The organism is bacterium, assembly GCA_035559435.1.
Taxonomy (GTDB): domain Bacteria; phylum Zixibacteria; class MSB-5A5; order WJJR01; family WJJR01; genus JACQFV01.
This window is the reverse complement of the sequence record DATMBC010000062.1, coordinates 1-15,437: the sequence shown is the minus strand read 5'-3', so window position 1 is coordinate 15,437 and position 15,437 is coordinate 1. Positions and strand designations below refer to the sequence as shown.

Here is a 15,437-nt window from a genome sequence, read left to right as displayed (position 1 = left end):
CGACCATCGACTGCGCCGCGGTCCTGGCCTTCGGTGAGCCGTTCGCCACGGATGATTGCTCCGAGGTGACGATTCGTGTCCTTTCGACGATTGCCGCGCCCGGCGCCTGCGCCGCCGAGTCCAGCTACACCCGGACCTGGGAGGCGATGGATGCCTGCGGCAACGCCGACACCTGCTCACGGACCGTGACGCGTCAGGATACGACCGACCCGATCTGCTCGGCGCCGAACGACACCACGATCGCCCAGTGCGACCCGGCGCGTGTCTGTCTGCCGGTCTCCGCCAGCGACAACTGCGACCCGTCGGTGTCGTGCGTCATCACCGCGGGTCCGGGGACGTTGTCCAACGGCCAGTGGTGCTACACGCCGACCGGCGATGAGACGGTCAATGTGACGGTGGTCTGCACCGACGACTGCGGCAACTCCTGCGAGTCGTCCTTTGCGGTCACCTTCGAGATCAACGAGGGACCAACCTGCCAGTTCGGCGAGCTGGCCCCGCCCGGGCCGTGCCCGCCGTTCCTCTACACCTTCCAGATGAAGACGACCGATCCGGACGGCGACTCGGTGGTGTGCGTCAACACCAACCCGAATGTCTCGTTCGTCGACGGTGTCTGGAGCTACACGGCCGGGTCCGGCGAGACGATCGTGGATACGATCATCTGCGCCGATGTGCCCTGCGGCGAGGCGTGCACGTCCTACGTGTTCATCAACACGCCCAATCCGCAGCCGCCGATTTGCCACGCGCCGAACGACACCACGATCTACCTGTGCGAGTCGACGGAGATCTGCCTGCCGTTGTTCGCCGAGTTCGGTTCGTGCAGCATCACCTTCGGTCCCGGCGCCCATGTCGATTCCTTCTGGTGCTACACGCCGGAAGTCTCCGACACGGTGACGGTGGGCATCGAGTGCGTCGGCATCTGCGACACTTGCCGGGATTCGTTCACGGTGGCCTTCATCATCAACGAGCCGCCGGCGATCGACTGCCCGGATGACTCGCTGGTGGCGGCCGCCGGCGACAGCGTCACGCTCGACATCCCGATCACCGACGGCGACGATTCCGTGCTGACGGTGACCATCATCGGCGTGACCCTCGACGGCGTGCCGACGACGCCGGCCAACGAGCCGTCGATCGACAGCGCCGGCCATTTCGAGTGGCAGGCCGACGATCAGGCCGGGGTCTGGTGCTTCACCATCGAGGCGGCCGATGAGTGCGTGGCCGACACCTGCACCTTCTGTGTGGAAGTCACGCAGGAGGAGGAGTTCTGCAGTCTCACGCAGGGCGCCTACGGCAACGCCAAGGGCAAGTTCAACGGCGTGGTTCGTACCGACCTCATCTTCAACCTTCTGTCCAGCCCGCTGGTCATCGGCAAACCGGGCCGTTCGGTGACCTTTGACCAGACCGACTATCTGTGCATCATCGAGCGTCTGCCCGCGGGCGGGCCGGCGGACACCTTCGTGACCGCACTGGGCAATGCGGCGATCAATTCGGCCACCTGCCAGACGCCGGTTGCATTGCCGCTCAAGAACGGCAAGTTCCGCAACATCCTGCTGGGCCAGACCATCACGCTGGCGCTGAACACGCGTCTGGACGCCGAGCTGGGCACCTTCGGCCTGTGCCCGGTGTTTGTGACGCACGATGCGCTCCCGGGTCCCGATGGACTGATGGGCACCGATGACGATGTCCTCAATCCGGGTCCGGACAGCGCGCTGGGCACTCCTGACGATCCGGTGGCGATCTTCTACATCCCGCAGTCGGTGCTCGATGCGCTCGACGCCCTGGGCCTGCCGCAGACCGTGGCCGGCCTGCTCGAGTTGGCCAATCGCGCGCTCGCGGCCTGGCCGACGGGGGGAGCGACGCTGTCGACCATCAACTACGCGGTTGACGCGATCAACCGCGGTTTCGACGAGTGCCGCTTCCTGGTTTTCTGCGGCGAAACGCTCCCGGCCGGGGCCACGTCGAGCGCCGGCAGTCTCGCCAAAGCGGTGCCGTCGGAGTACACGCTTGACCAGAACTACCCGAACCCGTTCAACGCCGCGACAGTGATCGCCTACTCGCTGGCGCGCGACGGTCAGGTCGATCTGGCGGTGTACAACGTCCTCGGCCAGCGTGTGGCCACCCTCGTCAGCGAATTCCAGGCCCCCGGCACCTACCGGGTGACTTGGACGGGCACCGACGCGCACGGCAACATGCTTGCCAGCGGAATTTACTTCTATCGCCTGCAGTTGGGCGATCGGGTCGAAACGAAGAAGATGTTGCTTTTGAAGTAGCCCCACGATCGGATCATGTTGTCAGAATCCCCCGCCGCGGCCACGCGGCGGGGGATTTTCTTTGCGGAGTCCCTGTGCCTGGGAGTGTCATGCAGAGCGAGGCTTCTGTTGTTGTCCGCCGGCAAAAAAGCAGATCCCTCACCGCCTGCGGCGGCTCGGGCTGACACGATCAAGGACCAGGTCTCAAGCGGTGAGGAAGTAGCCCTACCGCGCGGTCTTCCGGAAGCGCGAGGCGGCCAAGGCCATGGCCGCGATGCCCATCCCCGCCAGCCAGAGCAACTGCGGCCAGAGCACCGAAATCCCGGCGCCTTTGAGGAAGATGCCGCGGATGATCTCGAGGAAATGGCGCACCGGATTCAGCAGCGTCATCTGCTGAAAGATCTCCGGCATGCTGCTGACCGGAAACATAAAACCCGACAGCAGAATGACCGGCATCAGAACCAGGAAACTGAGCATGAACGCTTCCTGCTGGGTCGTGGAGACGGTGGAAATCAGAAGCCCCATACCCAGTGTCGGGAGGAGATAGACCATGCAGCCGACGACCAGCAGGACGGGGTTGCCGTTAAACGGAATCCCAAACCAGAGGACGGCGACGGTCGAGACCAGTCCCAGATCAATCAGGCCGATGATGGCAAACGGAATGGTCTTGCCGATAATCAGCTCCATCGAGGTGAGCGGACTGACCATCAATTGTTCGAGGGTGCCGATTTCGCGTTCGCGCACCACCGCCAGCGAGGTCAGAAGCATTCCGACCAAAAGAATGATCAAGGCCACCACACCCGGCACGTTGTAGTCGCGGCTTTCCAGATCGGGATTGAACCAGGCGCGGGTGCGCAGATCGATCGCCGGCGGCGCGGTCTCCGGGCTCTGCCGCCGGACAAACTGGCCAACGATACGCTCGGCGTAGCCGCGCGCGATGGTCGCCATGTTCGAGTTGGAGCCATCGAAGAGCAGCTGCACCTGCGCAGTCCCAGAGGCGAGATCGTCGGCGAAGCCGCGCGGGATTTCCAATCCGGCGATCGCATCGGCGTGGTCCAGGGCGGAGACCAGATCCTCCGGACGCGAGGAGGCGCCCGCGACGCGGAAGTACTCGGAGGAGGTGAAGGCCTCGGTGAGCGCGCGCGAGGACTGGGTGTTGTCCAGATCCACCACAAACAGCGCGGTCCGTCGCACATCGGTCGAAACGGCATAACCAAACACGATCAGTTGAAAGATCGGCGCAATCAGGATGATCCGCATCAACCGCGGATCGCGACGGATCTGCAGGAACTCCTTGCGGACCAGTTCCCGCAGGCGCACCCAACGGTCGCGGCGCATCAGGACAACTCCTTGCGGAAGATGCGCACCGCCAGAATGAAGCCGATGAGCGAAAAGGCGATCATGAGCAGCCCCTGCACCCGGAGCACTTCCACGCCGACGCCCTTGAGGAAGATGCCACGGGTCACCACGAGGAAATACCGCGCCGGCACGATGAAAGTGACCGCGCGCAGCGCCGTGGGCATGACATCGATGGCGAACATGAAACCCGAGAGGAGGTAGGCGGGCAGGAAGGTGATGATCATCGCCATCTGCGTCGCCTCCAACTGCGAGTGCGCCACCGCCGAGATGAACATCCCCAGACCGAGCGATCCGGTCAGGAAGAAAAACGAGAGGATCATGAGCAAAAACGGGCTGCCGCGAAACGGCACGTCGAAAAGCCAGACGCCCAGAGCCGAACAGACGACCACATCGATCAGCCCGATTGCCAGGTACGGCAGCAGTTTGCCGATCACCACCTCGGCGCGGGTGACCGGGGTCGCGACCAGTTGCTCCATCGTGCCGCGCTCCCATTCGCGCGCGATGGTCAGCGAGGTCAGCATCGCGGCGATGATCATCATGATCACCGCCACCAGCCCGGGCACGATCATGTTGCGGCTGACCAGTTCCTCGTTGTACCAGACACGGCTTTCGGCGACCAGCGGCGGCTGGAGGACCCGTCCCTGCAACGCCACCTCGCCGGCCAGCCCCGCCACCATCGCCTCGGTGTACGAGAGGATGATCGTGGCGGAGTTGGCGTCGGTGCCGTCGACGAGCGCCTGCAATTGCGCCGGGACGCCGGCGCCGAGGGTGCGCGAAAAGTCGGGCGGAATCACCAGCACCAATTGCGCCGCGCCGCTGTTGAGCCGTTCATCGACCGTTGGACCGGGCTCGAGGAACTCGGTGATGGTGAAGTAACCGGAGGCGCGCAGCGCATCGATCAATGCCCGGCTCTGCGGCGAGCGGTCCTGGTCGACCACGGCGGTCCTGATGTCGTTGACATCCCAGGTGATCGCATAGCCGAACAGGACCAACAGCGTCACCGGCAGCAGAAACGCGAGGATGAGGCTGCGCCGGTCGCGGCGCAATTGCGCGACCTCCTTGCGGGCAATCGCCCAGAGTCGGGTGCGGTTAATACCCATGGCGCGCGCTCAGTCGGCCGGCGCCCCTCCGGCCAGGCGCACTTTGGCGATGAAGACATCTTCCAGCGATGGCTCCACCGGGTTGATGGCGCGCCAGTCGTGGCCGCGCTCGCGCAACCGCGCTTCGAGCCGCGGACGGACCGCCGCGGCGCTCTCCACCACCGCATGCACCGCCCGTCCGAACAGCCCCGCCTCAATCACTCCCGGCAGATCGCGAATCGCCTCGACCACCGCGGCGCCATGATCGGTGACGATCTCCAGAAGCGGCTCGGACATCGAAGCCCGCAGACGCGCCGGGGTGTCCAGCGCGATCAGACGGCCCCGGTTCATCAGCGCCAGACGGTGGCAGTATTCGGCTTCCTCCATATAGTGCGTGCTGACAAGCACCGTGGTCCCCTGCGCGGCCAGCGCGTCGATCAAATCCCAGAAGGAGCGTCGCGAGATCGGATCGACACCGGAGGTTGGTTCATCGAGAAAGAGGATCGGCGGCTCATGCAACACGGCGCATCCGAGGGCCAGGCGCTGCTTCCAGCCCAGCGGCAGCTCACCGGTGAGACGTCGCCGCTGATCGCCCAGGCCGGCCATCTCGATCACCCAATCGGTGCGTCGGCGGCGGCGCTCCCCTTCGACGCCATAGAGCCCGGCAAAGAATGCGATGTTCTGTTCCACGGTCAGGTCGGCATAAAGCGAGAAGAGTTGCGACATGTACCCGATGCGGCGTTTGATCTCATCGGGCTCGGTGCGGATATCGAAGCCGGCGACCCGCCCCCGCCCCGCGGAGGGTCGCAGAAGGCCGGTCAGCATCTTGATGGTGGTGGTCTTGCCGGCGCCATTGGGGCCGAGAAATCCGAAGATCTCCCCCTGCCGGACGGTGAAACTCACCCGGTCGACAGCGACAAACGCCCCGAAGGAGCGCGACAGTTCCTCGACGGTGACGGTTTCAGTCATGGCGCTCCGCCTGTGCCACCCGGTCGATGAAGACATCCTCCATTGACGGCTCGATGCGATCCACGACGGACACCGGATGGCCGGCCTGTTCAAACACATGGCGCACCGCCGCGGCATTAAGGGTGGGATCGACGGTGACGTGGAGCACATCGCCGAAAACCGCGGTGCGAAGGATTCCCGACGCCTGACGCGCCGCCTCCTGCGCCGCGCGCACACGGTCGGTCCGGACGGCGTAGAGCAGCCCGCCGAAGCGCGCCGGCAACGCGGTCGGCGTGTCGAGATCGAGGACTCGTCCCTGGTGCAATAGCAGAACCCGGTCAAACCGCTCGGCTTCATCCATGTAAGCGGTGCTGACCACCACCGTGACCCCTTCGGCGACCATATCATGAATGATCAACCAGAGATCACGGCGCGAAACCGGATCGACGCCGAAGGTCGGCTCATCCAGAAGCAGGATGTCGGGCTGGTGGACGAGCGCGCAGGACAGCCCGAGTTTCTGCTTCATGCCCCCGGAGAGCTGCCCGGCCAGACGGTCACGGAACGGGCCCAGGTTGGAGAAGCGGAAGAGCCGATCCAGACGCGCGGCCCGTTCGGCGGCCGGCACCTGATAGAGGTCGGCGTAGAAGTTCAAGTTCTGCGACACGGTCAGATCGGCATAAAGGCCGAACCGTTGCGACATGTAGGCAATATGATGCTTGACCGCTTCGGCCTCGTGCGCCACGCTCACGCCGAGGATGCGCGCATCGCCTTCGCTGGGACGCATCACCCCGGCCAGCATGCGCAGTGTCGTGGTCTTCCCCGCGCCATCGGGCCCGACCAGTCCGAACAGTTCGCCGCGACGGACCGCAAACGACAGATGATCGACCGCGGTCACGGCGGCGAAACGTCGGGTGAGGCCGCTGGCCTCGATGGCGTATTCGGGTTGCGTCATGGCTGGGCAAACGCGATCCGCACATCGGCGGGCATGCCGGGTTTCAGTTCGTAGCCGGGGTCGTCGAGGACACGCACCTTGACGGCATACACCAACTTGACCCGTTCCTCGGTGGTCTGCACCGTCTTGGGCGTGAATTCGGCCTCCGGGGCAATGTAGATCACCTCGCCGCGATACTCCTTGCCGGGGTAGGTGTCGGCGGTGATCGCCGCGCTTTGTCCCAGCCGCAGGGCGCCGAGGCGGTTTTCCGGCACATAGACACGGATCCAGCGGTCATCGCGGTTGATGATCGTCAACACCGGCGCGCCAGGGGCGACGATCTCGCCCGGTTCGCGGTGGCGGGTGGTGACGATGCCGGGGAATTCGGCGCGTACTACCATGAGATCGAGCGTGGCGTCGATCCCCCGCAGCGCCGCTTCGGCCTGCGTCAATTGCGCGCGCTGCGCCTCGATGCGTTCGGCGCGCGGGCCGCGTTCCAACAGACGCAACTGTTCGGTGGCCTGCTTCCATTGGTTCTCAGCGACGTCATGCCGGGTCTGCGTCTTATCGAGCGTCTCCTGGCTGACCGCGCCGCCATCAAACAAGGTCCGCGTCCGGGCCAAATCGCGCTCGGCATCGCGGAACTGCTGCTCGGCGGCCGCGGCGGCGGCGCGCGCCTGCGCCACTTCCTCGGAACGGAATCCGCTCTCCAACTCGGTGAGCAATGCCCGTGCCGCGGCCACTTGGGCGGCGGCCTGATCACGCCGCGCCATCGCTTCGGCGCGATCCAGCACCGCCAGGGTTGCGCCGGAGGACACCGAGTCCCCCTCGCGCACATAGATGCTGTCGATGCGTCCGGCCGATTGGAAACCCAGGCGCGCCTCGGTGGCCTCGATGGTTCCAGAGATGGTGAGCGTGTGATCCGAGCCCTTGCCGGCGAGGAATAGAAACCAGACGAGGGCGACGGCCGCCGCCGACACGGCGACGATGATGACAGGTTTGCGTGGCTTCATCGGTTGGACTCCAGATTGTGTTCGACCCAGGCGATATCGAGTTCGCCGAGCAGCCGCGCCAATTCGACATCGGCCTGCACGGCGGCATGGCGCGCATTGATCAATCCGGCGCGGGCGGCAAGCAAATCGGCTTCGGCGCGCAGATACTCGGCCTGCGTGTCGGAACCGGTGGACAGACGCAACTGCTCGATGCGGACGACTTCCTCCAGACTGGCCACGGCGCGTTCAAGACTGGCGATCCGCGCGCGTGACTCCTGCCGCAGCGCCAGGGCCTGGTCCAACTGCGCGGCGGCGCGTTCCTGCGCCAGCCGCCAATCCTCGGCGGCGGCGTTGCGTCCGGCGTCGGCCTCGGCGATGGCCCCGCCGACCGCGCCGCCGGTAAACAACGGCAACCCGACCAGCAGGGCGGCGTTCCATTCGTCGGTGCGATGCCCGCTGGCGTCACGCAGATCGGTCCAGGCGCCGCGCAAGTTCAGCGATGGCCAGCGCGCCCCGCGCGCGGCTGATCGTCCGGCTTCTGCCGCCACCAGCCGCAAACGCGCGCTTTCGACGTCGGCGCTCTGCGCGAGAACACGAGCAGAGAGCACGTCGACGGAATCCATTGACTCCGTCGCCGCGGGTTCGGCAACCGGCAACACCATCAAGGTGTCGGGGGACGCGCCGATCAGGCGGGCCAGATCGCGGCGGGCGACATCGAGCGCCGCCTGCGCCTGCGCCCAATCGGCGTCGGCGCCGGCCAGCGCCGCCTCGGCGCGCGCCACATCGACATTGGCGGCGCGTCCGACCGCGCGGAGTTGCGCGACACGGTCACGCTCGGCATCGACCGCGGCGCGTCGCCGCTCGTGCGCGGCGACCAGTTCCTCATCGGCGCGCACCGACAGGTAGGCGGCCACGACGCGGGCGATGAGACGCTGCTCGGCGTTGGTGTGGGCGGCCTGGCCGGCGTCGCGCAGGCGTCCTGCCTGACGCACCCGCGCTTCGCGCGCGCCGCCATCGAAGAGCATGTAATCAATCTGCAATCCACCCTGCATCAGCGTCTCATCGAAGGGCGGGATGCGCGTCAGGTCAAAGCCATGAATCGGCCAGGCCGCCATGGGTTCTTCATATTGATAGAGTGAGCCGGCCAGACGCAATGTGGGGAACCAGGCGGCGCGTGCCTGGCGCAGCCGCGCCTCCGCCTGCGCCGCTTGCGCCTCGGCCTGTTGCACGCTGGGATGCTGCGCCAGCGCCAGACGGACCGCCTCGGAGAGCCGCAGGGGTGCGGCGGTCACCGTGGCGCCGACGGCCGGCAGAACAACGAGCGTCGACAAGAGCGTCGTAATGCGCATTCGTCTGTTTGTCATTGGGTCGAACTCCCCGGGCGCGACAGTCCGCGCCGCACAAAGGCCAAGAGGTGCGCAAGCGCCCGTTCCTGGGTCGCGCGGTCGTGCATGTTGACCCCGGCGATTTCCTTCAGGCCCCGGCGCATGATGACAAAGAACAGCGGCTGCGAAATGGCGCTGACGGTCAGCAGCACCGGGTCGCCATCGACAATTTCCCCTTCGGCCTGACCGCGCGCGACCAGCCCGGACATGTGCTTCATCATCGCGCCGATCGAGTCCTGAATCGGCGCGGGGAGCGGCCCGGTCAGCGACATCTCATGCAGCATCATCGCCGGCAGTTCGTGGTGCGTGTGCATGTACCGGAAGTAGGCGCGAAGGCCGGCCTCGATTCGCGCAAGCGCGGTGCCGTCGGCTTCGGTGGCGGAGCGCACAGCTTGATGCAGCGGACCGACCAGCCGGCGGATGACTTCATGATAGAGCCGTTCTTTAGTGCCGAAGTGGTAGGTGACCGCGCCGAGGTTGGCGTGGGCGGCATCGGTGATGGCTTTAATCGAGGCGCCGCGGTAGCCGCGCCGCGCGAAGACCTTGCGTGCGGAGGCGATCAGGGCGGAACGCGTGTCGCGCGATTCACTCATACGTATGAATTATACGGACGTGCCGGAGAATTGGTTGCAGCCAAGCGAAAAAGAATAGGACCAATTTGTCCTATACGAAATTTACCATTGTTGGCGAATGTGTTACGTCAGTCGAAAAACCTTCAGCGCATTGCTTCGGCAGATCGCTTCAACGCTGGTTTCCGCCCAATTCTGAGATCGGAAGGCACGCAGATTGACACCCAAATCGGGCACGCCGGGGCCGGGCCAGTCGCTGCCCCAGAGAGTCTTGGCGGCCAGCCTGTCGAGATCGGGAAACCATTGCGGAATCCGCACCGGCGGGATGCCGGAGAGGTCCATGTACACATTCGGATGGCGTTTGACCAGGAAACGCGCGGTCTCCATCCAGAGGGGGCGTCCGGCGTGGGCCAGGACGATCGTCAGTTCGGGAAAATCGCAGGCGACATCATCGAGATGAATCGGGTCGCCATATTTGATGCGCGCTCCCTGGAAGATCGTGGTGCCGGTGTGAAAGACAACCGGCACGCCCCGTTCGGCGCAGAAGCCGTACAGGTCGGCCAGAATGCGGTTGCCGCGCAGATAATCGTTCGGGTAAACCGCCTGATGCGGCGGATGAATCTTAATCGCGGTGATCCCCTCATCCAACAGCCGCGCCAGTTCGCCGCGGGGATCGCGCGTTGTGTGCGGATCGAGTGAGCCATGGGCAAAGAGCCGGTCGCGATGGCCCTGCACATACGCCGCGGCAAAGCGGTTGACCTCGTCGGTAAATCCCATCAACACCGGCGCGACATAGTTGATGATCCCGCACCGCTCGACCCCCGCCTCGTCCATCAGGGCCAGAAGCGCGCCGGGATCACGGGTGACCCGTTCGATCATCGTGAAATCTCTCCCCTGCTTCATCGTCGCCAGAATCGGCGGATGCATCTGCGCGAAGGGCGAGACGTGGATGTGGATGTCGATGGCGCCGGCCATGCCCCAATGTATGACCGCGACGGGGGATTTGTCACGATTCGCGGCGCGCATTCTTGACTGTCAAAAACACCGCGCGCCGGTGGGAATTCGACACCCAACCGGACCGGATGTGGAGTACTATAGTCCGATGTTCGAGTCGCACTGCCCCCGCGCATCCGGTCGGCGGGTCTCCGCCGCTTTGTTCTTTGCGCTCGTCACGCTATGGAGCGCCGGCGGGCATGCGCAGCCGTATGAATTGCCGCTGGCGGCGGCCCTCGACTCGGCGGTGCGCCACAACGAGCAGTATCAGACCGTGCTGGCGCAACTGGATCGGGCCGAGGGGCAGATCGTCAGCGCCCGCGCCGGCCTCTTCCCCACCATCGACCTGCACGCCAACTACAACCGCACGCTCGAACTGCCCAAGATCTTCTTTGCCGGACAGGAATTCACCATCGGCACCAAATACACGGTGGTCGGCGGGCTCACCTTCGACCAGACGGTGTTCGAAGGAGGCGGAGTCCTTTCGGCCTGGCAGGCGGCGCAGCAGTACCGGCGCATGAACGAACATCTGGCGCAACAGGCGCGCCTCGAACTGGAAGCGCAGGTCGCCACCGCCTACTTCGACGCCCTGCTGGCGGCGCAACTGGTCGATGTGTCGCGCCAGACATTGGCGTTGACCGAGGAACACGCCGCGGTGGTGGCGCGCAAGTTTGCCGATGGGATGGTCTCCGAGTACGACAACCTCAGCGCGCGGGTGCGTGTGGCCAACGCCCGTCCACCGGTCCTCCAGGCCGAAAACGACTTGCGTCTGGCGCTGTTGCGCCTGGCCAATCTGGTCGGGCTCCCGCCCGATCTGGAGATGGTCATCCATGACGCCGAGCCCGACTCGGCGTCCTGGGAGTACGACGGCACCGATCTGGTGACGATCGCCCGCCGCCAGCGCTCCGACCTGGCGGCCATGATGCACCGGATTTCAGCCATCGACAAAGCGGTGGGCGTGCTCAAGGCCGAGCGCTGGCCGTCGCTGCATCTGAAGGGAACATTCGACTATCAGGCGTTGACCGATGACAGCTGGCCGGCGCGCGACGACTATTTCCGCTCCTGGCAGGTGGGATTGTCGGCCTCGTACAATTTGTTCGACGGATTCCGTCGCCGGGGCAACATCCAGGTGTTGCGGGTCGATCAACGCGAGGCCGAGTTGCGTCAAAGCGAACTGGACCGCGCGGTGGCCTTGCAGATCGCCGACGCGCGCAGCCGCTTCGAGGAGGCCGGCGCCCGTCTGCAGGCGCAGGGCGAATCGGTGGCCGAGGCCGAGCGCGGACTGCAGATCGCCAATCTGCGCTATGAGTCCGGAGTCGGAACGCAGTTGGAAGTGCTCGATGCGCAGGTGGCGTTGGCCACCGCGCGTGTCTTCGCCGCCCGCGCCCGTCATGACCGCCGGGTGGCGCGGGTTGCGTGGCGGCTGGCCATGGGTGAGCCGGTGTTTGCCCGCGCCGGCGAGTAATCCGGAACAGGATCAAGGAGTCCGACGATGCGTGTTCAACATGTGTCCTCCGCGGCGATGCTCATGGCCCTGACCTTCGCCCTGGCCGGCTGTCAATCGGGCAATCAGGCGCAGAACACGATCGCCCGTATTCCGGTGGTTACCGCCCCGGTGGTCCGGGAGGATATCTCCCGCACGCTCTCCTTCTCCGGTTCGGTGGAGGGGATCCGTCAGGCAACGGTCAGCGCGCGTCTGGCCGAGACGATCGCGCGGGTACATGTGCGCAAGGGCGATGCGGTGCGCGCCGGGCAGGTGGTCGTGTCGTTTGACCAGTCCGGGCCGGCGACGTCGGTGCGCCAGGCGCAGGCGGTGTATGAGGACGCCAAAAAAACCCTTGAGAAATACGATCGTCTGTTCGCCGCCGGCGCGGTGAGCGAGTTGGAGCGCGATGCGCGTCGCACCGCCTACGAGGTCGCCAAGGCCGACTTCGAGGCCGCGCGCGACGCCGCCAATGTGCTGGCCCCGCTGACCGGGATCGTCACCGATGTGCGCGCCAGGGCCGGACGTCAGACCACACCGGGCGAGGCCTTGGTCGAGATTGCCGCCATCGACACGGTGCGCGTGTTGATCGATGCCACCGTCTATGAGGCCCGCGCGCTGGCCAAGGGAATGCCGATGCGGATTCAGTCGCAGTTGGACAGCGCCGCTTACGCGGCCGGCTGGGTCGACCAGATCGCCTCGTCGGCCGACCCCGACACTCGCATGTTGCGGGTCGAGGCGCTGGCGCCGAACCTAGAAGGCCGTCTCCTGCCCGGCATGTTCATCACCGTCGGCCTGGAATTGGAGCGCATCGCCGGCGCGGTGGCGGTGCCGCGCGAGGCCCTGGTCTACCGCGAATCGGGGCTGGGCGCCTTTGTCGTGCGCGATTCCCTGGCGCATTACACCCCGGTCACGGTCGGCGCCGAATCGGGCACGCGCGTGCAGATCACCAATGGCCTGACGCCCGGTGAGACGGTCGTCGTGCTCGGTCAACACTCCCTGCAGGATCAAAGCCCGGTCAATCCGGTGCCGCAGACGGCGGTGCGATGAAACTCTCCGACACCGCGATCAAACGGCCGGTCTTCACGGTGATGATGGTCGCCGCGCTGGTCGTGCTGGGCGCCTTCTCCTACAACCGCATCCCCGTTGATCTTTTTCCCGATGTCGACTTTCCCTACGTCGTGGTGATGACCGCCTACCCGGGCGCCGATCCGGAGACGATCGAGTCGGAGGTCACCAAGCTGATCGAGGATGAGATCAACACGATCTCCGGGCTCAAACACATCACGTCGACCTCGCAGGACGGCCTGTCGATGATCATCGCCGAGTTCGAACTCGGCGAGAAGCCCTCCGACAAGGCGCTGGAGGTGCGCGAGAAGATCTCGACCATCACATCCGAATTGCCCGACGACGCCGAGGAGCCGATCATCCAGCGGTTCGACCCCGATGCGATGCCGATCATGTCGCTGGTGGTCTCCGGCAATCGTCCGTTGAAGGAAATCACCACCTTCAGCAAGGACGTGATCAAAAAGCGTCTCGAGGGCGTGCCCGGCGTCGGGGCGGTGCAGTTGGCCGGCGGCGAGGAGCGCGAGATACAGGTTGCGCTGGACCGCGCCCGGCTGGAGGCCTTCCGCATCCCGGTCCACGAGATTGCCGCGGCCATCGCCCAGGCGAATGTCGAGATCCCGGTCGGCCGCCTCGATCGCGGCGAAAGCGAGATCACCGTCCGCGCGCTGGGCCGTCTGACCGACTGGCGCGACTTCGCCGCCATCGTGGTCGCGCACCGCGACGGCAAGCCGGTGCGTCTGGACGATGTGGCGACCATAAGCGACGGCATCGCCGAGCAGCGCAGCTACGCGCGCTACAACGGCGCCGAGGCGGTCTCGCTCAATGTGGTCCGTCAGTCGGGCGCCAACACGGTGCAGGTCGCCGACGGCATCCAGGCGCGCCTGGTTGAGTTGCGGCGCGAATTGCCGCCCGACATCCAGATCGTGGTCGCCACCGACAACTCCACTTTCATTCGCGATTCGGTCGAAGATGTGATCGTCAACATCCTCTACGGCGGCCTGCTGGCGGTGCTGGTCATCTTCATCTTTCTGGCCGATTGGCGCACCACGCTGATTTCGGCGCTGGCCATACCGACGTCCATCATTGCCACCTTCATGATGATGGACCTTTTGGATTTCACCATCAATTTCATGTCGCTTCTGGGTCTGTCGATCGCCACCGGGCTGCTGGTCGATGACGCCATCGTCGTGATCGAAAACATCCATCGCCACTTCCATCGCGGGGGCAACAGCCGCGCCGCCGCCGCCGAGGGCACCGGCGAAATCGGCCTGGCGGTCATGGCGACGACCTTCACGATCGTGGCGGTGTTCGTGCCGGTCGCCTTCATGGGCGGCATCGTCGGCCGCTTCTTCTACCAGTTCGGGATGACCGTGGCGGTGTCGGTGCTGGTCTCATTGTTTGTCGCCTTCACGCTCACGCCGATGCTGTTTTCACGCCTGGTCACCCGCCCCGAGGAGGAGCAGACCGCGCGTGCGCAACGCGGCCTCTTTGCCCTGCTGGCGCGCTTTAACGCCGTCTTCGAGCGGCTCAAGGAGTTGTACCGTCGCGCGCTCGCCTGGGCGCTGCGCCATCGGCTGGCCACGATGACCATGGCCACGATCGGGTTTGTCGGCAGCTTCTTCCTGGTGCCCTTTATTGGCACCGAATTCCTGCCGATGTCGGATCGCGGCCAGATCTATATCGCCTTTGAGGCGGCGCCGGGGACGACGTTGCGCCAGACCGTCGAACTGACCGCACGGCTCGAGGAGCGCCTGCGCGCAATCCCCGAAGTCGCGGGCATCTTCACCACCATCGGCGCGCAGCAGCAAGGGGTCAACGAGGGCATGGTCACGGTGATCCTGACACCGCATGACCAGCGCGACCGCCATGCGTTCGCGTTGCAAAGCGAGATGCGCGAGCGATTGGCCGACTTTCCCGGCCTCTACCTCGGTTTGGCGCTGGAGGCCGGCTCGATGGAGCAGCAGCCGATCGGCATTTCGGTGCAGGGCGAGGACCTGCGGGTGCTGCGGATGCTGGCGGCCGCGGTGGAAGACTCGGCGAAAGCGACGCCCGGGGCGCGGGAAATACGCAATTCGCTCTCCGGGGCGCGCCCGGAAACGCAGATCGTGGTCGATCGCGAGCGCGCCAGCGAGCTGGGCCTGTCAATGGCGGCAATCGCCTCCGATTTGCGCACACTCATCGATGGCCGCGATGTCACGACCTTTAAGGAGGGCACGGAGGAATACAACGTCCGTCTGCGGCTGGCCCCGTCCGATCGCGGCGATCCGTGGTCTTTGGCCAACCTTATGATCGGCAGCACGCGCGACATCCCGGCGCATCCGAACTTCATGGTGCCGCTGAAGGACGTGGCGCATCTGCAGCCGCGCGGCGGGCCGGCGGAAATC

General features: G+C 65.5%; 12 protein-coding genes. 4 read left to right on the top strand and 8 right to left on the bottom strand.

What is annotated here, in order from left to right:
- Positions 1–2,267 (top strand): T9SS type A sorting domain-containing protein (locus VNN55_07305; protein ID HWO57355.1); only part of this gene is annotated, 2,267 nt, incomplete at its 5' end.
- Positions 2,268–2,471: 204 nt separating this feature from the next.
- Here VNN55_07305 and VNN55_07300 read toward each other — a convergent pair.
- From VNN55_07300 to VNN55_07265, 8 genes are all read right to left on the bottom strand, one after another.
- Entirely contained in the window at positions 2,472–3,584 is a 1,113-nt protein-coding gene (locus tag VNN55_07300) for an ABC transporter permease (protein ID HWO57354.1), read from the bottom strand.
- On the bottom strand, positions 3,584–4,705 hold the full coding sequence (locus VNN55_07295) for an ABC transporter permease (GenBank protein HWO57353.1): 1,122 nt from the start codon (positions 4,703–4,705) through the stop codon (positions 3,584–3,586). Before VNN55_07295 ends, VNN55_07300 begins: the two co-directional genes overlap by 1 nt.
- Positions 4,706–4,714: 9 nt before the next feature.
- On the bottom strand, positions 4,715–5,653 hold the full coding sequence (locus VNN55_07290) for an ABC transporter ATP-binding protein (protein ID HWO57352.1): 939 nt from the start codon (positions 5,651–5,653) through the stop codon (positions 4,715–4,717).
- On the bottom strand, positions 5,646–6,584 hold the full coding sequence (locus VNN55_07285) for an ABC transporter ATP-binding protein (GenBank protein HWO57351.1): 939 nt from the start codon (positions 6,582–6,584) through the stop codon (positions 5,646–5,648). The genes VNN55_07290 and VNN55_07285 overlap by 8 nt, the downstream gene beginning before the upstream one ends.
- Positions 6,581–7,576 (bottom strand): efflux RND transporter periplasmic adaptor subunit, encoded by a 996-nt coding sequence (locus VNN55_07280; GenBank protein HWO57350.1) that lies wholly within the window; start codon positions 7,574–7,576, stop codon positions 6,581–6,583. The genes VNN55_07285 and VNN55_07280 overlap by 4 nt, the downstream gene beginning before the upstream one ends.
- Positions 7,573–8,919, bottom strand: coding sequence for a TolC family protein (locus VNN55_07275; GenBank protein HWO57349.1), 1,347 nt, complete (start codon positions 8,917–8,919; stop codon positions 7,573–7,575). The genes VNN55_07280 and VNN55_07275 overlap by 4 nt, the downstream gene beginning before the upstream one ends.
- Positions 8,916–9,533 (bottom strand): TetR/AcrR family transcriptional regulator, encoded by a 618-nt coding sequence (locus tag VNN55_07270; GenBank protein ID HWO57348.1) that lies wholly within the window; start codon positions 9,531–9,533, stop codon positions 8,916–8,918. The genes VNN55_07275 and VNN55_07270 overlap by 4 nt, the downstream gene beginning before the upstream one ends.
- 102 nt (positions 9,534–9,635) lie before the next feature.
- Positions 9,636–10,484: an amidohydrolase family protein gene (locus tag VNN55_07265; protein HWO57347.1), complete on the bottom strand. Its 849-nt coding sequence runs from the start codon at positions 10,482–10,484 to the stop codon at positions 9,636–9,638.
- Between the two features lie 127 nt (positions 10,485–10,611).
- Between VNN55_07265 and VNN55_07260 the strand changes: the two genes are divergently transcribed.
- From VNN55_07260 to VNN55_07250, 3 genes are all read left to right on the top strand, one after another.
- On the top strand, positions 10,612–11,967 hold the full coding sequence (locus tag VNN55_07260) for a TolC family protein (protein HWO57346.1): 1,356 nt from the start codon (positions 10,612–10,614) through the stop codon (positions 11,965–11,967).
- A 27-nt stretch (positions 11,968–11,994) separates the two neighbouring features.
- Entirely contained in the window at positions 11,995–13,035 is a 1,041-nt protein-coding gene (locus VNN55_07255; GenBank protein ID HWO57345.1) for an efflux RND transporter periplasmic adaptor subunit, read from the top strand.
- On the top strand, positions 13,032–15,437 hold a 2,406-nt coding region (locus VNN55_07250; protein HWO57344.1), incomplete at its 3' end, for an efflux RND transporter permease subunit. The genes VNN55_07255 and VNN55_07250, both read left to right, overlap by 4 nt.

Excerpts from the sequence above, each read along its gene's own strand:
- VNN55_07300 (HWO57354.1), bottom strand. The coding sequence starts at position 3,584 with ATGCGCCGCGACCGTTGGGTGCGCCTGCGGGAACTGGTCCGCAAGGAG.
- VNN55_07295 (HWO57353.1), bottom strand. The coding sequence starts at position 4,705 with ATGGGTATTAACCGCACCCGACTCTGGGCGATTGCCCGCAAGGAGGTC.
- VNN55_07290 (HWO57352.1), bottom strand. The coding sequence starts at position 5,653 with ATGACTGAAACCGTCACCGTCGAGGAACTGTCGCGCTCCTTCGGGGCG.
- VNN55_07285 (HWO57351.1), bottom strand. The coding sequence starts at position 6,584 with ATGACGCAACCCGAATACGCCATCGAGGCCAGCGGCCTCACCCGACGT.
- VNN55_07280 (HWO57350.1), bottom strand. The coding sequence starts at position 7,576 with ATGAAGCCACGCAAACCTGTCATCATCGTCGCCGTGTCGGCGGCGGCC.
- VNN55_07275 (HWO57349.1), bottom strand. The coding sequence starts at position 8,919 with ATGACAAACAGACGAATGCGCATTACGACGCTCTTGTCGACGCTCGTT.
- VNN55_07270 (HWO57348.1), bottom strand. The coding sequence starts at position 9,533 with ATGAGTGAATCGCGCGACACGCGTTCCGCCCTGATCGCCTCCGCACGC.
- VNN55_07265 (HWO57347.1), bottom strand. The coding sequence starts at position 10,484 with ATGGCCGGCGCCATCGACATCCACATCCACGTCTCGCCCTTCGCGCAG.
- VNN55_07260 (HWO57346.1), top strand. The coding sequence starts at position 10,612 with ATGTTCGAGTCGCACTGCCCCCGCGCATCCGGTCGGCGGGTCTCCGCC.
- VNN55_07255 (HWO57345.1), top strand. The coding sequence starts at position 11,995 with ATGCGTGTTCAACATGTGTCCTCCGCGGCGATGCTCATGGCCCTGACC.